The sequence below is a fragment of the Phycisphaeraceae bacterium genome (assembly GCA_019454185.1).
In the GTDB taxonomy this organism is placed as follows: Bacteria; Planctomycetota; Phycisphaerae; order Phycisphaerales; family UBA1924; genus JAHBWV01.
The window spans coordinates 2,147,672-2,171,291 of sequence record CP075368.1 but is presented as its reverse complement, the minus strand read 5'-3'; the positions used below and the strand labels follow the sequence as shown (position 1 = coordinate 2,171,291).

General features: G+C 64.4%; 23 protein-coding genes and 1 tRNA gene. 10 read left to right on the top strand and 14 right to left on the bottom strand.

What is annotated here, in order from left to right; all coding sequences use genetic code 11:
• Nucleotides 1-28: 28 nt before the first annotated feature.
• The 3 genes from KF838_09295 to KF838_09285 form a co-directional block, all read right to left on the bottom strand.
• Complete coding sequence (locus KF838_09295; GenBank protein QYK46978.1) at nucleotides 29-1,423, bottom strand: hypothetical protein; 1,395 nt, start codon at nucleotides 1,421-1,423, stop codon at nucleotides 29-31.
• A gap of 157 nt (nucleotides 1,424-1,580) precedes the next feature.
• Nucleotides 1,581-3,167, bottom strand: coding sequence for a ribosome biogenesis GTPase Der (gene der / locus KF838_09290; GenBank protein ID QYK46977.1), 1,587 nt, complete (start codon nucleotides 3,165-3,167; stop codon nucleotides 1,581-1,583).
• Between the two features lie 109 nt (nucleotides 3,168-3,276).
• Nucleotides 3,277-4,407, bottom strand: a complete 1,131-nt coding sequence (locus KF838_09285; GenBank protein ID QYK46976.1) for an AhpC/TSA family protein — start codon at nucleotides 4,405-4,407, stop codon at nucleotides 3,277-3,279.
• Between the two features lie 230 nt (nucleotides 4,408-4,637).
• Between KF838_09285 and KF838_09280 the strand changes: the two genes are divergently transcribed.
• Both KF838_09280 and KF838_09275 read left to right on the top strand, forming a co-directional pair.
• On the top strand, nucleotides 4,638-5,600 hold the full coding sequence (locus KF838_09280) for a cysteine synthase family protein (GenBank protein QYK46975.1): 963 nt from the start codon (nucleotides 4,638-4,640) through the stop codon (nucleotides 5,598-5,600).
• A gap of 61 nt (nucleotides 5,601-5,661) precedes the next feature.
• A complete protein-coding gene (locus KF838_09275) occupies nucleotides 5,662-6,507 on the top strand; it encodes a sulfurtransferase (GenBank protein ID QYK46974.1) in 846 nt (281 codons plus the stop codon).
• A gap of 172 nt (nucleotides 6,508-6,679) precedes the next feature.
• On the opposite strand, the gene KF838_09270 is transcribed toward KF838_09275, so the two are convergent.
• Nucleotides 6,680-9,760 carry a proprotein convertase P-domain-containing protein gene (locus KF838_09270; protein QYK46973.1) on the bottom strand — a complete coding sequence of 1,027 codons (3,081 nt, stop codon included), beginning with the start codon at nucleotides 9,758-9,760 and terminating at the stop codon, nucleotides 6,680-6,682.
• A 314-nt stretch (nucleotides 9,761-10,074) separates the two neighbouring features.
• On the opposite strand from KF838_09270, the gene KF838_09265 reads away from it, so the two are divergent.
• From KF838_09265 to KF838_09250, 4 genes are all read left to right on the top strand, one after another.
• Complete coding sequence (locus KF838_09265; GenBank protein QYK46972.1) at nucleotides 10,075-10,716, top strand: cyclodeaminase/cyclohydrolase family protein; 642 nt, start codon at nucleotides 10,075-10,077, stop codon at nucleotides 10,714-10,716.
• 3 nt (nucleotides 10,717-10,719) lie between these two features.
• A complete protein-coding gene (locus KF838_09260; protein QYK46971.1) occupies nucleotides 10,720-11,229 on the top strand; it encodes a YkgJ family cysteine cluster protein in 510 nt (169 codons plus the stop codon).
• Nucleotides 11,226-11,723, top strand: coding sequence for a YkgJ family cysteine cluster protein (locus KF838_09255; protein ID QYK46970.1), 498 nt, complete (start codon nucleotides 11,226-11,228; stop codon nucleotides 11,721-11,723). Before KF838_09260 ends, KF838_09255 begins: the two co-directional genes overlap by 4 nt.
• An 84-nt stretch (nucleotides 11,724-11,807) precedes the next feature.
• Nucleotides 11,808-12,434, top strand: a complete 627-nt coding sequence (locus tag KF838_09250) for a hypothetical protein (GenBank protein QYK46969.1) — start codon at nucleotides 11,808-11,810, stop codon at nucleotides 12,432-12,434.
• Nucleotides 12,435-12,452: 18 nt separating this feature from the next.
• Here the strand turns inward: KF838_09250 and KF838_09245 are convergent, their stop codons facing one another.
• From KF838_09245 to KF838_09215, 7 genes are all read right to left on the bottom strand, one after another.
• Nucleotides 12,453-13,361: a hypothetical protein gene (locus KF838_09245; GenBank protein QYK46968.1), complete on the bottom strand. Its 909-nt coding sequence runs from the start codon at nucleotides 13,359-13,361 to the stop codon at nucleotides 12,453-12,455.
• A 16-nt stretch (nucleotides 13,362-13,377) separates the two neighbouring features.
• Nucleotides 13,378-14,316: an N-acetyltransferase gene (locus KF838_09240; GenBank protein ID QYK46967.1), complete on the bottom strand. Its 939-nt coding sequence runs from the start codon at nucleotides 14,314-14,316 to the stop codon at nucleotides 13,378-13,380.
• Nucleotides 14,317-14,366: 50 nt separating this feature from the next.
• Nucleotides 14,367-15,050 (bottom strand): DUF1801 domain-containing protein, encoded by a 684-nt coding sequence (locus KF838_09235; protein QYK46966.1) that lies wholly within the window; start codon nucleotides 15,048-15,050, stop codon nucleotides 14,367-14,369.
• Nucleotides 15,051-15,311: 261 nt separating this feature from the next.
• Complete coding sequence (locus tag KF838_09230) at nucleotides 15,312-16,226, bottom strand: hypothetical protein (GenBank protein ID QYK46965.1); 915 nt, start codon at nucleotides 16,224-16,226, stop codon at nucleotides 15,312-15,314.
• Nucleotides 16,204-16,980: a hypothetical protein gene (locus KF838_09225; GenBank protein ID QYK46964.1), complete on the bottom strand. Its 777-nt coding sequence runs from the start codon at nucleotides 16,978-16,980 to the stop codon at nucleotides 16,204-16,206. Before KF838_09225 ends, KF838_09230 begins: the two co-directional genes overlap by 23 nt.
• A gap of 152 nt (nucleotides 16,981-17,132) precedes the next feature.
• Nucleotides 17,133-17,675, bottom strand: a complete 543-nt coding sequence (locus KF838_09220) for a hypothetical protein (protein ID QYK46963.1) — start codon at nucleotides 17,673-17,675, stop codon at nucleotides 17,133-17,135.
• Between the two features lie 46 nt (nucleotides 17,676-17,721).
• Nucleotides 17,722-18,048 carry a hypothetical protein gene (locus KF838_09215; GenBank protein QYK46962.1) on the bottom strand — a complete coding sequence of 109 codons (327 nt, stop codon included), beginning with the start codon at nucleotides 18,046-18,048 and terminating at the stop codon, nucleotides 17,722-17,724.
• 204 nt (nucleotides 18,049-18,252) lie between these two features.
• On the opposite strand from KF838_09215, the gene lpxI reads away from it, so the two are divergent.
• Nucleotides 18,253-19,137 (top strand): UDP-2,3-diacylglucosamine diphosphatase LpxI, encoded by an 885-nt coding sequence (lpxI, locus tag KF838_09210; protein QYK46961.1) that lies wholly within the window; start codon nucleotides 18,253-18,255, stop codon nucleotides 19,135-19,137.
• A gap of 29 nt (nucleotides 19,138-19,166) precedes the next feature.
• Nucleotides 19,167-19,973, top strand: coding sequence for a hypothetical protein (locus KF838_09205; protein ID QYK46960.1), 807 nt, complete (start codon nucleotides 19,167-19,169; stop codon nucleotides 19,971-19,973).
• On the opposite strand, the gene KF838_09200 is transcribed toward KF838_09205, so the two are convergent.
• Nucleotides 19,957-21,030, bottom strand: a complete 1,074-nt coding sequence (locus KF838_09200) for a hypothetical protein (GenBank protein ID QYK46959.1) — start codon at nucleotides 21,028-21,030, stop codon at nucleotides 19,957-19,959. The two genes, KF838_09205 and KF838_09200, sit on opposite strands and share 17 nt — an antisense overlap.
• A gap of 112 nt (nucleotides 21,031-21,142) precedes the next feature.
• Here KF838_09200 and KF838_09195 point away from each other — a divergent pair.
• Nucleotides 21,143-21,225, top strand: a tRNA-Cys gene (locus KF838_09195).
• 90 nt (nucleotides 21,226-21,315) lie between these two features.
• Nucleotides 21,316-22,392, top strand: coding sequence for an AAA family ATPase (locus KF838_09190; GenBank protein QYK46958.1), 1,077 nt, complete (start codon nucleotides 21,316-21,318; stop codon nucleotides 22,390-22,392).
• 21 nt (nucleotides 22,393-22,413) lie between these two features.
• On the opposite strand, the gene KF838_09185 is transcribed toward KF838_09190, so the two are convergent.
• Nucleotides 22,414-23,208, bottom strand: coding sequence for an SDR family oxidoreductase (locus tag KF838_09185; protein QYK46957.1), 795 nt, complete (start codon nucleotides 23,206-23,208; stop codon nucleotides 22,414-22,416).
• Nucleotides 23,205-23,588 carry a hypothetical protein gene (locus tag KF838_09180; protein ID QYK46956.1) on the bottom strand — a complete coding sequence of 128 codons (384 nt, stop codon included), beginning with the start codon at nucleotides 23,586-23,588 and terminating at the stop codon, nucleotides 23,205-23,207. Before KF838_09180 ends, KF838_09185 begins: the two co-directional genes overlap by 4 nt.
• Nucleotides 23,589-23,620: the final 32 nt, after the last annotated feature.

The window sequence follows — 23,620 nt, the reverse complement described above, 5'->3', positions numbered from 1 at the left end:
GATCGTAGAACACGTCTGGGCATAATCCTCAGACAGCCACGTCCTCCGGTGTTCGGCTCTCCGGAGCGATCTGATTCGAGCCGTTGCTCTCCTTGGCCAGTAGACTCGCACCAAGCATCACGGGTCCGACGCGACCGACGTACATCAAGGCGATTACGATCATCTTCCCCAGCGGCGAGAGGGATCCGGTGACGCCCCTCGATAGGCCGACGGTTCCGATCGCCGACGCGGCCTCGAACGTCAGGTCCTCCAACGAGGCAGACTCCGTCAGCGTCAGCAGGTATACGCCGATCACGAGCGCAAACTGATAGACGACAAGGTTTGACATCGCAGAACGGATTCGCTCCAGCGGCAGGGAGTGTCCGAGAAAGCGTGCATCCGTCGTGCCGCGCAGCGTCGCCCAGACGACCGAGAGAAGAGCCGTAAGGGAGGTCACCTTGATTCCGCCGCCTGTGCCGGCGGGCGATGCCCCGACCACCATGAGGATGAGCAGGACCACGGTCGTCGCACGAGATAGAGATCCAATCGGCACGGTGTTGAATCCCACGGTCGTGGAGGCCGACATCGCCTGAAAGAACGCAGCCATCAGGCGTTGATGGGGCGGAAGCCCGGAGATGAGCGGCTCATCAAGAAAGATGAGCACCGTCGCGAGAGCAATCATCAGTGGAGTCGTGAACAGGATGATCCGTGTCGTCACCGTCGTGCGCCGCGCCATGCCCGTCATCCGACGGAGGAGGTCAAGCATGACGATGAAACCAATCGCGCCGAGCAAACTCAGCACCGAAAGGATCATGTTCAGTCCCACATGCGATCGGAACGACTCCATGCTGTCGCCGTAAAGCCCGAAACCCGCCGTGCAGAACGCGGAGACCGAGTGGAACACGGCGTCCCAGAGGGGACGCGTCGATCCGGCGTCCCGGAACGCAAAGTAGAGTGCCGTCGCTCCAGCGGCCTCGATGAAGAGCGTAAAGAACATCGCCCCGCGCACCAGCGACGCAACCGTTATTCCATCGGGCAGCGTGAAAACAGCGCGTCCGACTCGCTCTCTGAACGCCGGGAGTCGCTTGCGATGCGCGAGCACGACGAACGATCCCGCTGTCATATAGCCGATACCGCCGATCTGGATCAAGAGCAGGATGACCATCTCACCAAAGAGCGTGTAGGTGTCACCGGTGGGAGTCGTCGTAAGGCCGGTCGTCGAAACCGCTGAGACCGCAGTGAAGAGGTGGTCGAGGATTCCAGCCCCGCCGGCATGGCTTACCGGCAGCATCAACGCAAACCAGCCGAAGAGCATGTAAGCGCCGTAGCCAAGAGCGATCTGCCTGGAAGGGCGTATGCGAGCCGCCGTGAGAAACAGACGCTTGATCCTGCGGTTCATGTTGACGGTGTCCACCGCCCGGCGCGCGTCCTGGATCGGACGCATCTGGAAAGCCCCCAGCATCGTGGGGCCACGTCGAGCGCATGGGATGGAATGTAGGTCGGCCGAGCTCGCCCATCACGCGGGCAGGCCGTTCGCGACGTGATCGCCCAACGAATGTCGGCAGTTCGTGCGAACGATACACGAACGTGACGCGATCGGTTCATTCCTCATCGAAGTAAGACTCGGCGTCGTCGGGCATCTCTTCGCTGAGGATCTCGGCGATGTCCTGCTCGGAGAGTGCCTCAGATTCCATGTGTTGCACGAGCGGCTGCTCGCGCTGCACCCGACCCTTGAGGTGCTCGGTGGTGTGCATCTCTTCGCCGCGCTTGCGACCCCGGACCAGGATCCGGATCGGAACCTCCTCGAAGGGGAGCGCGTCACGGAATCGCCCGAGCATGTACCGCCTGTAGTTGGCGTTGAAGAGTTGCGGGTGGTTGACGACCATCGCGATGGTGGGGGGGTGTGTGCGGACCTGTGCGGCGTAGAAGACCCGCGCGATGGTGCCGAGCTTGGAGGAGGGGCCGCGCTGCGCGAGAATCGATTCGAGGAGCCGGTTGAGTTGGCCGGTGGGGACACGCTGACCGGCCTGCTCGAAGAGATCGAACGCGACCTTGATGGGGGCCTTGAGGTTCAGGCCCGTGGCAGTCGAGATGACGACGATCGGGGCGAAGTCGAGCCCCCGCAGTTCCTTCTGGAGGTAGGCGTGGTAATCGGCCGGAGAGATCTCGCGCCCCTTGTCGTTCTTGCGGCCCGCGATCATGTCCCACTTGTTCACGACGATCACGCAGGGCTTGAAAGACTTCTGGATCAGCATCGCCATCTGCTGATCGACCTGCGACACGGGCTCGGTGGCATCGATCAGCATGAAGACAACATCGGCGCGGTCAATGGCCCGCTTGGCGCGATCGAACGCGTACCACTCGACGGCTCCGGTGAACGACTTCTTGCGGCGGAGGCCGGCGGTATCGATCAGCATCACCGACTTGTCGCCGGCCTGGATCCTGACATCGACCGCGTCGCGCGTCGTGCCCGCGATCTCTGAGACGATCACGCGGGGCTCGCCCGCAAGGGCGTTTACAAGTGAGGACTTGCCCGCGTTGCGCTTGCCGACAATCGCGATCTTCAGATCGACCAGCACGCCCTCGTTGTCCCCCGGCTCCGCAGGCGGCAGCAGATCGAACAGCTTCTCACGCATCTCGCGGCGCAGGTAGTTCGTGCGCGCGGAGCAGAGGATCGGCTCGCCGAAGCCGAGCGCGGCAATCTCGAACGCGTGGGCCTCCCACCGGGGCCCGTCCGTCTTTGTCGCGACGACGTGCACCGGCACGACGTGCCCATCTCGCTGACGCGTGCCAAGCCGCTGCTCGCGGAGCAGCCGGGTGATGTGCTCGTCGAGGGGCGTGATACCTGCCTGGGCATCGATGCAGAACAGGATCACGTCTGCCGATGAGATCGCTTCGGCGATCTGGGCCTCTATGTCCTTGGAGAGTTTCGAGAGGTCGGCACCGACATCGTCGAAGCGCTCGCCCTCGGCGACGTACACGCCGTAGCCGCCCGTGTCGGTGAGTTCGACGGTGCGTTCGGGCTCGCCCTCGTGGTGGCTGGGCAGGTCGATGAGGACGGAGACACGGTCGCGCGTCACGCCCGGCGCGTCGTCGACGATCGAGACCTTGTCGCCCGCGAGCATGTTGAGGAGCGAACTCTTGCCGACGTTCGGTCGGCCGATGATGGCGATGCGTGGGACTGGCATAAGAACCGTGATGATAGGGACCATCCGGTGGAGGGGCTGTGTGGGCTCGGGCCGGCCTCGTGTCTATGCGAGCGAGGGTGGCGCGGGCTAGTGAGTTGGGCTGTTCGAGTCAGGCCCCCGCAAGCTCGCAGTAATCGGGGCGGTCCGACGCCGACTCATGGCGGAAGGCCCGCAAGATACGGCCCCGGTGTACCAGGAACGCCCCGGGCATCTGGAAGCCGTCGCCCTCAAGCCGGCCCACGCCATGCCGATCGAGCAGCCCCGCCCGCAGACCCCGGATCCAGACACGCGCCCCGAAGAGCGCACCGAGGCGCCCGCGCTGGAGCTCGAACGCCCGGTACAGCGAGCGGTCAGGATCCGAGATGTGAGGGGTGTCGGAGAGGCCCATCGTGGCGAAGTACGCGCCGGCGCGTCGCGGCTCGCTCATGTGGACGAGAATGACCGACACATGGCTCGCATCCAACCGGGGCTTCATGCGTGCGAGATCGGCCACTGCCTCGCGACAGAACGTGCAGCCGATATGCCTCAGGAAGACCACAAGCGTCGGTCCCACGTCAGAGATCTCGCGGAGCGTGCGTCCATCCGATGCTCTGGCGACAGACAAGAGTGCGGTGTCGGGAGCGGCGCGGTCGGCGGAGGTGTCAATCGCCGCGATGCGTGAGAGGCGAGCTGCCTCGTTGGCTCGCCATGCGTGTGCGAGGATGAGGGTGAAGGGGATCCACCACACCAGATCGTTGGCGATGAGCATCGGCCAGAGTTCGGCTGGCGCATCACGCGTGATGAGCGCGGTCCAGACGAAACCGATGGGGCCGAAGATCTTTCCGAGCAAACCGACGAGAACGATCGGCCAGTGGCGTGCCGGGTTCGATGCAGCGAGCCAGTAGCCGATTCCGTAGACGCCGATCACCATGCCGAGGCACTGCCAGATGAAGGTATCGGTCGGGACGGGCGCGCCCAGAAAGATGAATGGGAAGCGAGGATCAAGGACAGACCACGCGCCCCACACGATGTTGTAGACGCCGGCGATGCGGAGCACTGCCCCCATCCAAGGAGGCGTGGGGCCGCCTGGCGATGCCTGAGAATTGGTGCTTATCTGGTCGACCATACGCGAGTGTTCGAGCGTGGTGCTTGGTTGGATGCCCCCGGTGAGTGAGGGTTTCCCGCCATTCCTGGCAGGTTCTGCGTCTTCCTTGTCGTTGGCGTGGACGAGGCGATGGGTCGTGCCTACTACGTTTGGCATGATGGAAGCCACCTCGCCCGAGTCCATGCTCCACCGGTTCGACGCCCTCGGCGCGAACTCGTGTTGTTGTTGAGCACAGGACGGTTCGTCGGCGGACTTCTGTTCCCCTTTTGACAGTCATTGCATCTGAGTGGTTGGGCGGCGGCACGTCCGCTCGCTGACCTATGTGCTCGGCGCGATCGGATCGGCACCAGGACCGGTTGCCATCGCGTCGAACGAGGGGCTGATTCATGGACCATGGCGCACGCGTGTACGAGAGCATTCTTGAGATGCTGCCGAGTGAGGAGAACCCCTCGCCGCTGGTGCGGCTCAATCGGCTCGCGCCGGAGGGCTCGACGCTCTGGGCGAAACTCGAGTGGATGAATCCCTTCGGATCCGTCAAGGACCGTGCGGCATCCGCGCTCATCGAAGCATTGGAGCGTGAGGGACGTATCTCGGCGGGGAAGTCCATCGTCGAGCCGACGAGCGGCAACACGGGGCTCTCCCTGGCGGCGATCGCCTCTGCGAAGGGATACGGCATGCGTGCCGTTGTGCCGAACAAGGTGCCTATCGAGAAGAAGGCGCTGCTCAAGCTCGCGGGCGCGGAGCTGGATGTCATCAACGACAACCTCTGTCCGAGCCCCGGCATGGGTGACGGCGCGATCGGCATGGCACGGACGCACGCGAAGGCGCAGCCCGATCGCTACGTCATGCCGAACCAGTACGAGAATCGCGCCAATGTCGAGGCCCACATCAGAACCACAGGGCCGGAGATCTGGCGCCAGACAGAGGGGAAGATCACGCACCTGTTCACTTCCCTCGGCACGTGCGGCACGGTGACGGGATGCGCGACGTTCCTGAAACAGAAGAACCCCGGGATCAGGATCGTCGCGATTCAGCCCTCTGAGGGGCACGACGTCCCCGGCATCCGCAACAAGAGCGAGTTGCACGTGACGAAGTTGTACGACGAGTCGCTTGTCGACGAGGTGATCGAGATCGACTTCGAGCGGGCGTACACCGGGGCGATGGAACTCGCCCAGCGCGAGGGGCTCCTCGCCGGACCGAGCAGCGGGCTGATCTTCGAGGGTGCGAGGCTTGTCGCATCGCGCGAGCCGGTCGGCATGGGCGTGATGATCTTCTGCGACAGCATCTTCAAGTACATGTCGAGCATGCTGAGGCACCTTCCGGCGTTGAAGGAAGGGACCGAGGCGTAGCCGGGAGCCAGAAAGTCACGAAGTCACGAAGTCAGGAAGTCACCAAGTCAGGAGGCGAATCATGAGCGAGTACGCGGACACGAACGTGCTGGTCTCGACGGATTGGGTCAAGGAGAATCTGGGCAGGCCGGGCATACGGCTCGTCGAGGTGGATGTGGATACGAAGGCGTATGACGCCGGGCACATCAGAGGGGCGGTCGGCTTCAACTGGCAGACCCAGCTGCAGGACCAGGTCCGACGCGACATCCCTACGAAAGCTGAGTTTGAGCGGCTGCTCTCTGAGGCCGGCGTCTCGAACGCCGATACGGTGATCCTCTACGGCGACAACAACAACTGGTTCGCGGCGTACGCCTTCTGGCTCTTCAAGCTCTACGGCCACAAGGATGTCCGGCTGATGAACGGCGGCCGTGCCAAGTGGCTCGCCGAGGACGACAAAGAATTGACCGTGGAGCCGACGCAGGTCAGGCCGACCACGTACACAGCGTCCGAGCCCGACCTCTCACTCCGAGCAATGGTCACGGACGTGCTCGGCGCGGTGAAGTCGCGCGGCGCGAACCTCATCGATGTGCGCAGCCCCGACGAGTTCAGCGGCAAGGTGATCGCCCCGCCCGGCATGACCGAGACGGCGCAGCGCGCCGGGCACGTGCCAGGGGCCCGGAGCGTGCCGTGGGCGACCGCCGTGCAGAAGGACGGCACGTTCAAGTCGATCGACGAGCTGCGAGAGATCTACCTGAAGGGGGCCGGGGTCGATCCGGAGAAGCCGACGATCGCGTACTGCCGCATCGGCGAGCGGTCGAGCCATACCTGGTTTGTGCTTCGATACCTGCTCGGACTCAGGGATGTCAAGAACTACGACGGATCGTGGACGGAGTACGGGAGCATGGTGGGCGTGCCGATCGAGCGTTGATCGCCTCGCGATGAACATGTGATGACGCATCCGGCGGGAGCCCTCGGCGGCTCTCGCTGCTGCGTGTGTCACTATTGAAAAAGAAAGCGAGCGTGCCGCCACGAGTTCGGCACGCCCGCGAGAAGGGGTGTGGATCGATCACGCCGCACACACGCGGCGTGAAGGTCATGCGTCAGTCACAGCACTCGAAGCCGAAGGCGTCGAAGAAGTCAAGGAAGTCGAGGATGTCGATCTGTCCATCACCGTTGTAGTCGCCCGAGGGGTGCTCCGAGCCGAAGGCGTCGAGGAAGTCGAGGAAGTCGAGGATGTCAACGAGCGTGTCGCCGTTGAAGTCAGCGAGCTTCGGAATGGGCATGTCACCGATGATCGAGATGTCGTCGATGTTCCAGCCGGGATAGGTGACGGAATTATCGGTGGTTCCCATGCCCCAGCGGATGTAGAGCGTGATGGCGTTGTTGGCCAGGGGCAACGCGTACTCGTGCTGCGTCCACGCGAGTTCATTGAATGAGCCGCTCGCGTGCTGCCAGATCGTGGTCCAGGTCGTGCCGTTGGTCGAGTACTGGACGTTGGCCTGATCCCACGTGCTGCTCTCGATGCCGAGGCGGCGCCAGAACCGCAGACGCACGTTCGTGGCGTTGGACGCGTTGATCGGCGTTGTGGTGAGGTACTGGGTGGGCGAGAGGTTGTTGGGATAGTCGCCGGCGAGGTTGTAGCCATAGACGTTCATCCCGGTGTAGCCCGATGTGGGATCTCCACCGTTTGAGCCGCCACCGGTGGGCACGCCCCATGCCCACTGGCCCATGGTGGTCCAGCCGGGATTTGTGTCGAGCGGGAAGCTCGCGACAACGCCCTCATTGGTCAGTGTGACGCTGACGGTGGCGGTGTTGCTGTCGAGGCCGTCGTTCGCCTTGAACGTGAACGAGGTCGATCCGGAGGAGGCGTAGGACGACTTGTAGTAGACCTGATTCCCGCCGCCCGCGAGGGTGTGGGGAACCGACAGGATGCCGGTGTTGGTTGTGGGATCCCACAACGCACCGACCGTCGGGAGCGATGTGATGATGAAGTCGAGCGGGTTGCCGACGCCGCTCAGGGCTTGGAGCGTGATGGTCTCAAGTGCTCCGGGCATGGCCATGATCGAGCCGTTGCTCGCGCTCGGCGGGCAGACCGGGCCGCTGGTGGCGATGCGGAGCGACCAGGCGTTCAGGGTTCCCGTATCGAGGTTGGCGTTGTCGGAGACGCGGAGGGTCCACGTTCCGGTCACGATCTCGCCGTTGAAATCGTCGAGAGAGCCAGGGCCATCGGGGTTGACGACGCCCTGGTCGTAGGTCTGGATGATGTTGTCGTCGCTTCCGCCTGTGCGGTTGTGGAGGCGAACAACGGTGCCCTCGGGCGAGATCAGCTCAACGATCAGGTCGCCCTTGAAGGTGTGGGTGATATCTACGGCAACATCCACATCGCCGACGCAGTATGCGTCAGAGACGCTGAGCGTGCTGTCGAAGCTGCTGTTGTCCGTGATCGGACGGGGAACATCGTTCGAGTGATAGACATAGCGGCCGACATCGAGGATCACCGAACGGGTCGTTGTCGCGCCGCTCGTCAGATTCTGGAACGTGACGGTCGCGGTCTGGATTCCTGCGGGGAGCGACCCGGCGGCGGGGCCGACGCCGACAAGCACAGAGTCCTCATCGCCAAGGCCCGTCAGGCCGACCGTCACAGGGCCGGAGCCGCCGTTGAGCGAGACCCACGGCTGATCCGCCGAGACCTGCACCGAGACGGGCGTCGGACGCTCGCTTGTCATGACATACAACCCGGATGCCGAGAACGGACCGCCCACGGGGCCGGAGGCGTTCAGGTTGCTCGCCGGTGAGACCGTCACCAGCGTCTGGCCGATCTCGAGCGTGTGGACGGCTTCAACCGTGCGGCTGTTGGAGAGATCGCTGAACGCGATGGTGTCCGAGTAGATGCCGGCGCCGAGCACGTTCGCGCCCGCGGCGAGCGACGCCGTGACCAGGATGCTGCCGCTCGCGGGCAGAGACCCCGAGAGCGTGCCGGTGCCACCGTTGATGAGGACGTTGCCGGTCGGCGACACAAGCGAGACCGAGTAGTTGATCGGGTCGCCGGTGGGGTTCGAGAGCGTGTAGCTGACGGTGGCGGGCGAGAAGGGGCCGCCCACGAGGCCGATGTGCGTCGTGTTGCCAAGCGGGGTGACCTGCATACCCAGCGGCGGGATGTGGCTCGCGAAAGCGGTGGTCTTGGAGCACTCTTCGAACTGGAGGCCGCCGCCGGTGTTACCGGAGTCTGGAACTCTGTTCGAGGCGCGGCACCCGCCGGAAGTGACGAAGTCGGGCGCGCCGCGGACGAGGATGCCCTCGACCTCATAGGTGTTGGCGTTCACGACCATCGAGCCGGAGTTGCCACCGTAGGCGTCGAGGTTCGACTGGAACCACGGCGTAGAGCCGTTGGCGTTCTTGCACTCTGCGCCGCCCGCGATCTTCTTCGGGATGACGACTGGGTGGCCGATCATGACAAGCGGATCGCCGTTGCTGATCGTGCCGCTGCGCCGGATCGGAACCGGGTTCCGCCCCGTGACGGTGCGGTCGATGCGCACGATGGAGTGGTCGAGTCCGCCGCCCAGTGCCTGGTTGATCTGGGCAACGCCGAAGTAGACATCGCTGGCGGGGACGATCGTCGGTGCGGAGCCGCCGCTCGTATCGATCTCGAAGTTGAAGACGAACGCGACGTTGGTCGCGCCCGTGACGCCGCCCGATCCGACGCAGTGACCCGCTGTCGCGACGATGTCCGTGCCGACGAGGAAGCCGGAGCAGAAGCCGATCTGGGGCTGACCCCGGAAGGGCTCATCCGCGCAGAGCGTTCCGCCTGAGCTCGTCCATGGCGATGTGTTCAGCGTGTACGTGCCGTTGCCGTTGTTGACGAGTTCAGAAGGAAAGACAACAACGCACGCGGCCTCGGCCATCTGGCGGAGCACCGGGTCGGTCTCCTGCCACACTTCGATTCGGTTGTCTGCGCCGTATATGACGCGCTCGGATGAAACCGGGCCGCGGGTTTGTCCGTACCACCACTCAGCGTGAGCACGGGCCTCGTTGACCGATCCCTGCTCCTTGTCGCGTGCTTCCTGAACCCGCTTGTCCGGGTGCACGGGGGCTGCATTCGAAACTTGAACCTGTGCATACGCACCCGAAACGGCCAGTCCTGACAGAAGGACAGCCGCGAGCGCACGAGCGCCATACTTCATCGATCACACTCCGTTTCTCAATTCTCTTCCGATCAAACACTCACCATCAAACCTGCTAGCGCCTCCCAGACAAGACTTCCGAACGAGACTCCAACTCGAAACTCCCAGACGCCCCATCAAGACCCGGCAAACACACGGTCACTCTCCAATGACTCGGCTGACTCGGCGCGTGAGCGGACACGAGGGTGGCCACCGCGCGCAGAAGCAACGCCAACTTACTGATTTGTTGCACCATTTACAAGCACAGACGCCCCATTCCTGAAGAACGATTTGAACGAATGTGGCAATCTAGGGGAATGTGCTACGCTCTCCCCGTGACCGAGACTACAAACGAATCGCTGGCCGATCTGCGCTTCTCTGATCTGCTCAGAGCGGTTGCCTCAAAGACGCCCTCACCGGGGGGCGGGGCGGTAGCCGCCGCTGTCGGTGCCCTCGGAGCCGCCCTCGGCTCCATGGTGGTCGCCTATTCCGTCGGGAGAAAGTCCCTCGCGGCCCACACACCCGAGCTGGAATCGGCCGCGATCCAACTGACCAGAGCCAGGGAACTGCTCCTGCTCCTCGCGGAGGCGGACGCCGCGGCGTACTCGCGCCTCAACGCACTGCAGAAACTCCCTGAGAACGACCCGAAGCGGATCGCTGAATGGAGCCAGGCCGTTGAGGGTGCGCTCGGCGCGCCGAACTCCATGCTCGCGGCGTGTGGTGACCTGCTTCGCCTTTTGGGCAAACTCGGCCCGATAACCAACCCGTACCTGAAGTCGGATCTTGCGATCGCCGCGCTGCTGACAGAAGCGTGCGCACGAGCCGCGGCGTGGAACGTCCGGATCAACCTCCCGCTGGTCTCAACAGAAGGTGAGCGAATGCGTCTTGACGCAGAGACCGATCGCCTCGTTGCAGATGCGGTGTTGAGGGCCGCTGCCATTGAGCGTGCCTGCGCCCCGGACGCGGCGCGATCCTGAACCATGGCCGAGCAGTCATCACATCACGAGCCAGAGACAACACGCGAGTGGTTCGACGCTGCCGATCCGGCGACGGGAGATGTCGGGCTCCGGTTCACCTGCACCCAGTGCGGCAACTGCTGCTCGGGGCCGCCGGGGTATGTGATTGTCGATGATGCTGAGATCGCCGCTCTCGCTTCGGAGCTCGGCATCTCGAACGATGCGTTCCGCGAGACCTACTGCCAGAGCACGTTCCTCGGCCTGTCCTTGAAAGAGAAGGACTCGCCGGCGGGCTTCGATTGCGTCTTTCTCGATCGGAAGTCTGTTCCGGGCAAGGCAGTCTGCTCGGTGTATGGGGCGCGGCCGGCGCAGTGCCGCGCGTGGCCGTTCTGGCCCGCGATGGTTCGATCTCCCGAAGGATGGAAGCAGGGGATGCGCACGTGCCCTGGAATGGGGAAGGGCGAGTTGCACGACCCGCGCGAGATCAGGATGGTGCGCGCGACGATCGAGGGACGATTGGATCCGGCGCGATGAGTGACGAGGGAACACTCCGTTCGATGGCGGCTGACTGGCTGCGCCAGGCGAATGAGCCGGCTGTTGTTGCGGAGCTTGAATCGATCTACGCCGAGGTGGCCCGCGAGATCGGCGAGCGTGGGCCCGCGTGCTGGGCTTCCGGCCGTTGCTGCAACTTTGAGAAGACGGGTCATCGCCTGTACACGACCGGCTTGGAAGCGGCATACACGGTGGTGCGGTTGGCGAGATTGGCAGAGCCGCGCGGGTTGACGGGCGCTGATGTCGAGCAGGCCCGAGCCAGCGGCGGATGTCCTTTTCAAGAACGAAACCTGTGCGGCGTGCACCCCGTCAGGCCGCTCGGCTGCCGCGTGTATTTCTGCGATCGCACGGCCCAGGCGTGGCAGCACGACCTGACCGAGCGCGGTATGGCGAAGATCCGCGAACTGCACGATCGCTACGGGACTGTGTACGCCTACGCCGAATGGCGGGAGTTGCTTGAGGCGATAGTGGGGTGAGTGCTGTGGCCGGTGGTGGCGATCTGGTTCACATGGGGTGTGAACCCGATCGAATGGATGCGACGGAGTTGGTACGCTGTCCGCATGCGTGCGTTTGCGTGGAAGCGGGCGATTCTGTTGTTCGTGGCCGTGGCGGCTATCGCCGTGGCGATCGGCTCGTTCTGCGTCGGCTCGCCGCGGTACTACTCTGACAAGTACAGCGCGTCGCCGGTCGCGTACGCGCCGCTCGAGTATCCGGGCACGTTCGCGCCGGAGAAGCAGGTCGAGCCGCACACGTGCGGGTTCCACGCGATCTCGTCGGTGTATCGCGCCTATGGGCTTGATCCGGGGACGAATCGACTCCGCTTCCGTCTGGGGACAGACAAGCGAGCGACAAACTTCGATCCGGAGTCGCTGGGCACGCTGCACCCGGACATGCTGCGCGTGCTGGGTCAGGACGGTTTCGATGCGAGTGTGGTGCTGCAGCCCAAGTCGCCGGAGTCTCTGCAACGTCTCGTGTCGCATATTCAGAGGGGGCACCCCGCAGTCGCACTCGTTCGTGCGCCCGGCCTGCACTGGATCGTGCTCGCGCCGCCACGGGAACACGAAACCGATGCGGAGCCGACGACGCTAATCGTGGACTCCTTGCAGGCGGAAGCGACGACGGAGGTCCTGCGAGCGTTCGTGACGGAGCGGGTGCTGAGCGCGGTGCTGATCAAGCCAGAGCAGTGATGAGGGTCACGGTCGTGATCAAGATCCCAGGGCGCGCGGCGGGTACTCGATCTCGCCAGCGCAGTTGTCGAGCCCACCGGGGACGAGTTCGAGGGCGAGCCACTTATGGGCCTCGCCGAAGGACGCTCGCAGCTTCGTACTGTCCAGATCGCGGAATCCGAATCGGATGAAGTCACAACGGTCGTACACCACGACTCGGCGACAGCCGCGTTCACTGGCCTCGCGGAAAGCCGCAATTGCGAGCGCCTCGGTAGGCACGTCGTGTGGCCAGTTCGCGAGATCTCCACCAAATGCCTCGACCGCGAATGCATCGGCGGTGCAAGGTCCATCGGCAGTGGGCTTGTCGAGTCGAACGACCACTGTGAGCAGCAGGATGTGGCCGCAGACATGTCCATCACGCTCCGCTATAAGCCAGATGACACCATCCGGACCGAATAGCTCGTGCAAACGGTCCACATCCATTGAGAGTGCCGCGGAGCGGTCACAGTGTTGCCACGTCGAGGCATGACGCTCGATGTCGGCTGGTTGTGCGTGCCTGATGCTGTACGAACCAATGGACCACAGGGCGCCCCAAGGACCGATGCTGCGTCTGTGCGTTGCCCATTCGAGCCCGCACTTTGGACACGTTCCGTGGATGTTGCCGTTCATCTCCTGGCCGCAGCGAACACACGCGCGGCCGAATCGCTCATTCCATCGGCGCTCTCGTCGCTTATAGAGAACGATGCTGATCCATGTGTATGCGACAATGCTGAGCACGAGGATCAGCATTGTTTCACGGAAGATGTCGAAGAAGAGCAGGAGCGTGATCGCGACAGCCACCACAAAGCACGCGGCAAGCACCTTCCCGCCATGCGTCAGAGCATTGATGAAGGATCGAATCCGACCCTGAGATCGTCGGCTCGCGCCCGGATTTTGCGGTGCTCTCATCACGTCGTGCTCGATCTCAGGCGTTCGGACCTGCCGTGTCCACTGCATCCGATCCAGACACGAACTCGCGCGGCGGATACTCGATCACGCCCGCGCAGTCGCCGAACCCGCCGGGGACGAGTTCGAGCGCGACCCAGCCGATGTTGTCCTCGTCCTCGCAATCGGAGTATGGCAGCCGGATGCTCCGCTTGCTGGCGGGCTCGAATCCGAACTTCAAGAGAAAGTGCGGGCGGCAGTCTGTTGCGACGCGCCTGTACCCCCGAGCCATTCCCTCGCGCAAGCCCGCAATGACGAGCGCTGAGCCGATTCCCATGCCCGTATGTCCCGCAGCGACAGCGAACTCGACCAGTATCAGAACTTCGGTCGTTTCTGGTTCCGCTTGATCCGCACGGTCGAGCCGCACGACCGATGGAACGAGCAGAATGTGCCCGGCGGGCTTTCCATCCCATTCCGCCACCAGAGAGATGGCCGCGTCGCCGGCTCTGGTACGGAGCAACTCGACGAGCGCGGGCGCCGCGATTCCTCCATAGGAGTCGGTGTGCAGTTGCCAGATCGGCCCGTTGATGCCGTACTCATCGGGCCTCGCACTGCGAACGGCGCAACCAGACGGCTTCCACCCGTCCTTACGCCGGTTTGTCGCCCAAATCAGGCCGCACTCGGGGCATGTGCCGTGCAGCTTGTCTGCCATGTCATAGCCGCAGCGGACGCACGCGTGGCCGACGCGAGACTTTACACGGCGTCGTTTCATATTCCCCCGGACGGCGTATGGAACGACAATGGCGAGCGCCGCGATTGTGACCCCGAATGGCGCGAGCGGGTGAAAGCCGATCAGCACCTCAACCACCCACTGGAGGACGAACTTCATCGCACGGTAGATGGCGTACACGATGATGCCGACGGTGACGACGAGAAGCGGCAGAGGCAGCCAGTCTGCCGCGAAAGTGCGGACCCTCACGCTCAATGGCGGATTCTCAGGTTGCTTGAGCTCGCTATTCATCTTCGCTGCTATCGAGATCGGATCCGCCCCGCGGCCTTCTTCTTTGCCGTTGGCCGCCCGACACGCTTTGCGGTCTTCTTCGCGACTTTCTTCCCGGCCTTTGGCGTTGTCACCTTTCCCTTCGCGGGCTTGGCGGAGTGCTTGGCGACGGATTTCTTGGCTGGCTTTGCCGCGGGCTTGGCGGCCGTCGCTTTCTTTGCGATTCCCTTCGCCGCACGCTTGGCGGTCGCGGACTTGTTCATGCTGAGGATGCTCCGCTCATAATGCGCGATGAAGTCCTTCGCCGACACCCGTCGGATCGCCTCGCCGATCACGTCGAGGGCCAAGTCCTCAAGCTTCTTGAAGCGGATGCAGCATTTGCCCATGTCGAGCTTCTTGCCGGTCTTCGCCCACTTCTCGCGGAACCAGTTCTCCTCAGCCCCCTCGCCGTAGACGGTCATCAGGTAGACCGACATGTAGTTCTTCTGCGAGGCGAACCCGGCGAACGGCAGACCCATCGACGGATCGCAGTGATACCCCGGCGGGTACACGCGGTGCGGGATCGCGTACCCCGGCATCCCATACCCCATGCACTCCTCGACGTCCTTATCGATGTTCGCCCGGATCGTCTGACGGACCGCGCTCAGGGCGGCACGCCGATCCTCGGGCAGTTCGGCCATGTACTGGTCAACGGTGGTGGCTTTGCTCTGCATGGGGGGAGTGTAACGAAGAAGGCAACAGGCACAAGGCACAAGGCACAAAGTCACGGAGTCAGGAAGTCACGGAGTCAGAAAGTCACGGAGTCACGAAGTCTGGAAACATGAAGTCGCCCCGTTCCAAGGTGGGAAGCCCGAAGTGCGGTTCCGGAGCGGCACAGCCGCGCGAGAATACAGCCCAGGGCGTTAGCCCTGGGTACAAGACGGTGAATCATCTTCCTGTCGCTGAATGCCCCAGTGACCCAGGGCTGTCTTCTCTCACGGAGATTCAGGGCGCGGGATGGGATTCGCGTCCGGCCGCTCACGATTGGCGTAGCGGCAGCGTTTCACGCCCAGCCAGACGAGGATCTCAAAGTGGAGCAGGCCAAGGATCAGCCCAATCGGCGAGAACAACGCGAGTCGATTCTCGCCGAGCAGCACGGCAGCCAGGATGAACCCCCAGAAGAGAACCGCGCCCGTGATCCATCCGACGCAGGCATGTGCGCAGATTGTCTCAGCAACCGCGCTCGTGATTCGTCGCTTATGCACGCGGCCAAAGAGCTGGATGCCCATCTCCTCAATGAAGGACAAGAAGACCAGGATGCAGAGCACGAGCAGTCCAGCAACGGCCATTCCCCAGAGCACGCCGACAGTCTCAAGTGCGCTCTCGAGCGTCCACGTCGTACGCACGAAGATCGACCACCCATGCATGCATCCGATGGGCACGATCAGAATAGCCGAGGCCACGGACGTGATCATCGCTCCTAGTGATCGTGTAGGCCCCTCTTCGATTCGAACACGCGACAGCATCGCGCGCGGGCGAAGATACATCTCTCGGATTGTTGTGAGGACTGCCTTCACGCCGGCACGGGTTAGATATCGCTGGTGCTCCACATCCTCCCGATGTTCCGGCACACGCGTGCCGCATTCAGGACACACATCGCGATCATCTTCGATCTCAAGCGGATACCCGCAACCAACGCATGCCGCATCCGGTGGTGAACGCCACGCTTGCCACGGACTCCCCGGCCTCGCATTCCGCGGCAGCGATTCGGCGATCGGCTTGCCGCACTCGGGGCAGTTGCCGCCGTGATCGAGCCCTTCGAGCACATACCCGCATCGCTCGCAGAGGAGCGTGAACTCATCGCGAGGATCGTGTCGGGATTGGATCTCAGGGGCTGGGCGCATCGACATCGATGATGTCCTTGACGCGATAGGTCCTGAGGACGGTCTCCATGTTGAACGCCGCGGGGCGCATGCGCTCGCGCCGGTTCTCCGGTGCCTGCAGGCGCACGCCCAGCGCGAAATCCGATCCCTCGAACGCCACATCGTACTGGGTGGCGATGCGTGCCTTGGAATTGCGATCTCCGTCGATGGGGATGCGCTCGGGGCGTGTGATCGTGCTGCGAAGGCTCGTCCGTCCGTTCTCGTCGGTGATCTCTACGGCGGTCGGCTCGTAGGTCTTGGGGTCCACCCATAAGAGCCGGTTGCCGAAGCGGGCCCGCGTGAGAATGCCGAGCGACTTGCCGTCGGTCGACCAGCGGGTCGCGCCGTAGCCCGTCGGATCAACGGGCACGATTCCCAGCAGCGCGATCAGATCGAGCGGATGAACGGGAATATCAAAGTCGGCGAGCGCAGAAGGGGTTGCTCTCGCGTGCGTGCCGACAATGGCGGACCCCGCCTTCACGTCGATCCACCAGTAACGCTCGGCATCGCACCCGAGATACGCGTAGGTCTCGGAGAGCTTGTCGATGCGGAGCGCGACCCGATCGGGCGCGATCGCCTGGAAGTGACCATCCAGAAGGTCCTCGGTCATCTTCCCGGAGTTCGCATCCCGATAGCGGACCCGCAACGCGACCGGCGTCCAGAGATGGTCATATGCCGTGGCAACCTCGTTGAACCTCGCCGCGGCTTCGGCATAGGCGGGTGCCGGCCCGCGCTCGGCCACCCGCTCGCCCCGCCGATCACTACCTGAATTGCAGCCCGACAGTGAACAAGCAAGCACGAGCGCGAGCACGGAGCAGAGCGTGGCGGCAGATCGTGGGGCAGATCGTGGGGCAGATCGTGGGGCGGATCGTGGGGGGGATCGTGGGGGGGGCTTCACGTCGTCACCGGCTCATCGTTGGCGAGCACGGCGGAGAGCTGCTCGGTCGCGTCGGCGATCATCGCTTCATCCATTCCCGGATCGACGACCTCGACCACCTGGCCTGGCGCATCGCCGACGGGCTTGAGTCGGACAGTCAGTGTGCCGCGCTGAGGAGACCCTTCGACCCGAAGCAGACGCTTGCGAACGAGGATGAGCGCGAGCAGATAACGGAACGCAAGACGCTTGGTCTCGGTCGCTTCACCGAGTTGCATGAAGAGGTCGAGCAATTCATCATCACCGATGAGGGCCCGTTTCCTCGTGTTGGGGGGCGACAGCGTCGCCCGCCAGTGCCCGACAAGGGGCCCGGTCGGGCGGTGTCCGGCGATCCACGCCTCGGTCGAATAGTCCGACCGGCGCATCAGTTCCGTGCCGGGTCGTTCGGGGTCGGTCTCGGTCCAGAGCGCGGCGATGTAGGACTCACCGACAGCGATCGGGCGTCCGGTGCCCGCGCACACGCCGCTGGCGCGTGCGATCTCGTATCCAGGCATCATGCTCATGTGGGCAGTCTAGCCGCCGCGCGAGAGAGAGGCCCGAGGCCCGCGTTCACCGGCAGGAAGCCGCGAACATGCGCCGCGCAGTCCCCCCCGGCGCAACAAGGAAGGACATGGTCTTGGCGCACTTCGGACATCTGGCGAGATACTCGCTGCCGGTGGCGTTCCTGTAGACGCGGACGTACTGGTTCGCGCACTCGAAGTAGACACCGATCGCGGGTCGCGCCGGTGTCGAGGGAGGTTCCGGTGGGGTGGCCCCCTCGGGCACGAAGGCATCGCCGTCAGGCGTGATCGCCGTGCTGGGGTATGCGATCGGCAGCGCGAATCCCCGATTCTCGCTCCCCGAGGTCCGTATTGTGGGCTTCTGGCGGTCAGACATCCGACACTCTGTATCGGCTTGGCCGGGTCTCCGCTCCTCAATGGGGTCTCTGGGACTGGCTTCCGGGGTCGGTCCCCGGGGGCGACCTTTCAGAAACCGAACTTGATTGATGGGGGTGTGGGAACTAGATTGGATGTCGCGAAATGGGTGCGGAGGCGCTCTCGCGTTCCCCGGAGCTGGCCGGGCTCGGTGCCTTGTTCACGAATGCTTAGCCCACTGACCATCCTGCCGGACCCTCCTGCGCCACCAACGGCGATCGGTCTGATTGCGGGCGGCGGCCAGTTGCCCGTGATCATCGCCCGCTCGTTGCGAGAGAAGGGCCACACTGTCCACGGTCTCGGGCTCTGGAGGCAGTACGAGGCGGGCCTGCCGGAGATCTGCACGTCGTTCCGCGATGTCGGGCTCCTTCGCGTCGGGTCCTGGGCGCGGATTCTCGCTCGTCTGGGCGTGCGCCACGCCATCATGGTCGGCAGGGTCGATAAGGCCAAGCTGATGCACGATCCGCTGCGGATGGTCAAGAACATCCCCGACGTCCGCACCGTCGTTGCCTGGTATCGCCACCTGCGCCACGACCGGCGCTCGCACGCCGTCCTCGGTGCCATCGCCGAGGAACTCGACCGTTGCGGCGTGCAACTCCTCGATTCGACCTATCCCATCCCTGCCGAGCTCGCGACCGAGGGCGTGATGACCCGTACCCGGCCGACCGCCATGCAGGAACAGGACATCGACTTCGTCTGGCCCATGCTCCGTGAGCTGCTCCGGCTCGACATCGGCCAGGCCGTCTCCGTACGCGAGCGTGACGTGATCGCAGTCGAGGCGGTCGAGGGCACCGACCGGATGATCGAACGCACAGGCACACTCTGTCGCGCCAAGGGCTGGACAATCTGCAAGGGGGCCCGCTCCGGGCACGACCGCCGATCGGACGTGCCGACGATCGGTCCTCAGACGATCGAGAATCTGCACGCCGCGGGCGCGGGGTGTCTCGCCCTTGCCGCGGGCGACGTGATCATGATCAACAAGGCCGAGGTGATCGATCTCGCGGATGCCCGCGGGATCTCGATCGTGGGCGTTCCCGTCGCCAAGGCCTGATCCGCTTCATCCAGTGAAGAGGCGTCTCCATGGCTGAGCGTGATTCTGTTGTTTCAGACCCGTCGGAGCGTGGGGGGCCGTCCTTGCCCGAAGAGACCCTGTACCTCTCACACCCCGCAGGCACGCGCCTCCGCGGGATCAGTGCGTCCGTGTGCGCACTGGGAGCTCTCTCGCTCGGAGCATTGATCCTCGCACGCCCCGGGATGCAACTCGAGCACGTCTTTGCCGAGAGCGGCGTCATGGAACGCACGCACCCGTGGACATGGCTCCTCTGCGTGGCGATCGCCGCCTTCGGGTGCTGGCGAGGCGGCGCGCGCCGGGATGTCTCATTCCTGTTGTGGGTCGGCTTTCTTTCGTTTGTTGCAGGCACGCGAGAGCTCGACCTCCACGTGCTGCTCAACCCCGAGAACATCCACATCCTCGGTCTCACAGCCGAGAACGCGGTCCGCTTCCGAAGCGACTGGTGGACCGACCCGAACACCGATATTCTCGTTCGTGTCATGTGGGGGGCGCTCTTCATCGTCGGGGCGGCGTGCTTCTTCGTCCCGCTCATCTGCGCGAGAGTGCGTTGGAAGCGCCTCCTCCTCGGGCTCGATTCGTTCGCGTGGACATTCGCCGCGGCATGCGGCTTTGTCGGTCTCGGATACGTCACGGATGATCTGCTGCTTCGGCTCACCGAGGATCCTCCGCCATGGGGACAGACCATGGAAGAAGCGGCCGAAACCGTGGGCGTCGCGCTCATCGCCTGCGCCCTGCTCCTGGCAGTCGTACGCGGCCATCACGCGCGTGCCGTCGCCTTGATGGATCGCACAAAGCGCGTCAACGAAGCGGCTTGACGTTGCGGCTTGTCTCCGCGATATACATCACCGGCAGAAAGTAGTTCCGACCCTGGTGCTGGAACACACGCCCGCTCACATCGAACATCGCGCCGTCGCCCGCACGGGCCGCGGCACGCTCGATCCCCTCGGTCGCGGTGCACGGCACAAGTATCATCGCAACATCGCCGGTACCCTCGGGCCCGGAGTCAAAGACAAGCGCCGCCTCGCCCCGTGGTGTCCGCGTCAGGCGCGCCTTCCGCCGCGGAATAACGGTGTCGTCGGCGAGCAGGGCGGCGTTCTGTTGTGCGCCGGGCTGTGTGCGAGTCGGTGTCGTAGTCCGGGGCGTGGCGCGGAGCGATTCCAGGTCCGAGATCAACTCATCGATCTCGGGGTCTTTCACCCCGGCAGGTGGACGCTCCCGGTTTGGCTCGACGGCATCGGGCGATACTGCCTTCTCGTCGATCAGTGAGAAGACCGTCGGAAGCACATAGTTTCGTCCTGCGTACGCGGTGATCTGGCCAGAGAGAAGGAACGCGCCGACAACCTGCACACGTGCGGCGCGCGAGCGAGCGCCCTCACCCGTCGCGCCCGCAGCGGACTCCATCCGACGCAGCGTCTCACACGGGATGACAGCCATCGGACGCTCACGCGTCCCCTCGGGCGATGGCGCGAACGCGAAGATGTACGCGCCCCAGTCTGTCACCATCAGCACGCCGCGCCGGCGAACGATGAAGGACCCCTCGGCCAGAAGGGGCGGACGCGGGCCGAGCGGGTCGATCGATGGAAGGCCCGCCTCGACAGCGACATCGACGCTCCCGGACGGGGAGGCCGCGCTCGTGCTCGACTTGGACGACGGGTAGAGGATCCTTGAAGCCGGACGCTCACGCAATTCGTTCCGCACACGCTCGATCGACTCGTCGTTGAGCTCGGCATCCTTCGAGGGATCAGCAGTTTCATCCGTGCCGATCGGGGGCGGCTCTTCCTGCGCCCGGGCGATACCCGCAGGCGCGACGAGCGTCACGGCCGCAAGCCAGAGAAAGACGTATCGAACGATCGCTTCGTGTTGGGCGTGCATACGTCAATATCCTATCGGGATGCTCGCCATCCCCGCGTGACAACCGACGCTCCGGCGAGGATCGGACGCCCGGATGCGGGCTATCATCCGCCCGTCAATCGGCTTTGAGCACGGCCGCGTGCCAGAGTGGACAAATGGAGCGGATTGCAAATCCGTTGGGGAAACCCTTCGTCGGTTCGAATCCGACCGCGGCCTTTCCGAGCGAGTGGGAGTCCCCATTGCGCAGCACACCGGCCCCTCGCCCGTCCCTGCGGGAACGGGCCTCCTTCGACCGACCACGAACCAATGGCCGACGCCTCTCGACCTCCACACACCGACGATCCGGCGACACCGGAGGCGGTGCGCGAAGCCGCGGCGTCTTTCGTCCGCGACGCGTCCGCCGTGCGGGAGCAGATCGGTCGGGTGATCGTCGGCCAGCGGGATGTGGTCGAGCAGGTGCTGGTCTGTCTCTTCGCCTCGGGGCACGTGCTCCTGGAGGGCGTGCCGGGCATCGGCAAGACGCTCTTGGTCCGAACACTCGCCCAGGCGCTCTCGTTGGCTCATGGCCGCGTGCAGTTCACGCCCGACCTGATGCCCGCCGACATCACAGGCACGACCATCGTCGCAGAGGATGATCGGGGCGACGGCAGGGTGCGCCGTGAATTCAGGTTCCAACCCGGCCCGGTCTTCACGCAGATGCTGCTCGCCGACGAGATCAACCGCGCCACGCCGAAGACACAGTCCGCCCTCCTCGAGGCGATGCAGGAGCGGGCCGTCACCGTCGGCGGCACGAGCCATCCACTGCCCAAGCCGTTCTTTGTCATGGCGACGCAGAACCCGCTCGAGCAGGAGGGCACCTACCCGCTCCCCGAGGCGCAGCTCGATCGATTCTTCTTCAAGGTGATGGTCGGGTACGCCACACGTGAAGAGATGTCTGAGATCCTCGAACGCACCGCCACCCGCGTCAGTGTCGAGGCAGAGCCCGTGCTGGACACGGCACGACTTCTCGCCCACCAGGCGCTTGTTCGGCGCGTGCCCATCGCTCCGAGCGTGCGTGATTACGCGGTGCGCCTCGTGCTCTCGACACACCCCAGGGGAAAGGCCGCCGGACCAGATGGAGGGCGCTTCGCAACCCCGATGGTCAACCAATACGTTCGGCTCGGCGCATCCCCTCGTGCTGCCCAGTCGCTCGAACTCGGCGCGAAGGTTGTTGCGCTTCTCGACGGGCGCGCCGCCGTCTCTGTGTCGGACATCCAGCGCATCGCGCTTCCCGCGCTCCGTCATCGCCTCATCATGAACTTCGAGGCCGAGGCAGAGGGTGTGAACGCGGACACTGTCGTAGAGAACGCCATCGCGACGCTGCCGGTCATGGCCGACGCGTGAGACCGCCGTCGCGTCACGCTCTCACATCAACGACCTGCCCCCATCGACTCGGATGACCTGACCGGTGACGTAGCGTGCCTCGAGAGCGAGCCAGCGCACGGCCTCCGCCGCGTCGCCGGGCGTCCCGGCCCGGGCCAGCGGGACTCGCGCCAGATACACCTCCTGCGCCGCGCGACCCGATTCATACCCCTCATCAGGCCACGCCACAACGCCGGGCGCGACGCCGTTCACTCGCACACGCGGGGCGAGGTCGCGCGCCAGCGAGCGCACAAGCTCGTGCAGCGAGGCCTTAGACATCGCGTACGGCGCGAACTCGCGGCGCGGCAGACCCATCGCGTGGATGTCGAGCATCGCGACGATCGCGCCGCCCCCGTCGAGCGGTGAGCGCGAGAGATGTGCCGAGAGCGCAGCGCTCAGCAGCGCGGGCGAGCCCGCGTTGACCGCATGGAATCGCGAGAGGATCTCGGCGTTGATCGAAGCGATGGGTGTCGGGGCATAGATCGACGCGTTGTGGACCAGCACATCGAGTCGAGGAAGCCGACGGGCCAACTCCGCCGCTCCGCGCTCGACCCCGGCGAGGTCTGAAAGATCGAGCCGCCAACACACGCCCCTGCGTCCGAGCGAGTGGATCTCCGCTCGCACACCTCTGGCCTCGGCCTCCGATGCGTGATGGTGGATGACAACGTCGCAGCCGGCGCGGGCGAGCTCAAGGGCGATGGCACGCCCGACACGCCGTGCCGCACCGGTCACGAGTGCGATCGGCGCGTCCGATTCGGCCAGGCGTGCGAGCTCAGTCTCAAGGTGCAGGTGCGTCAATCGCCGCCTCCATCTCCGCCGCCGTCGCCATCGGGTCCTCCGGCTGAGCCGTCGCCCGCCCCTTCCAGCCCCTCCTCGAAGGCATCGGGATCGATCTCTTTCTTTCGCTTCACGCGAGGTCGATTCGATTTCTCAAGTTCCCAGGCCGTAGGCGTGCGTGCCCGAGCACCCGCCTCTTTCCAGGCATCAACCTTCGGGCCGGCATGGCGCTTTCTGGTGCCGGGTGTTCTCGACTTTCGCGCGACCACCATCATCCCAAGCGCGATCACAACCAGTGCAACGCATATCCCGATCAGAAGAATGAGCAGGCCGAAGCCGTCGCGTATATTCGAGACGGGCTCGCTTCCGGCCTGCGCGATAGTTCGTGCGAGTATTGGCATCGAACCACTATAACCGCATGTGCCGCTCCCTC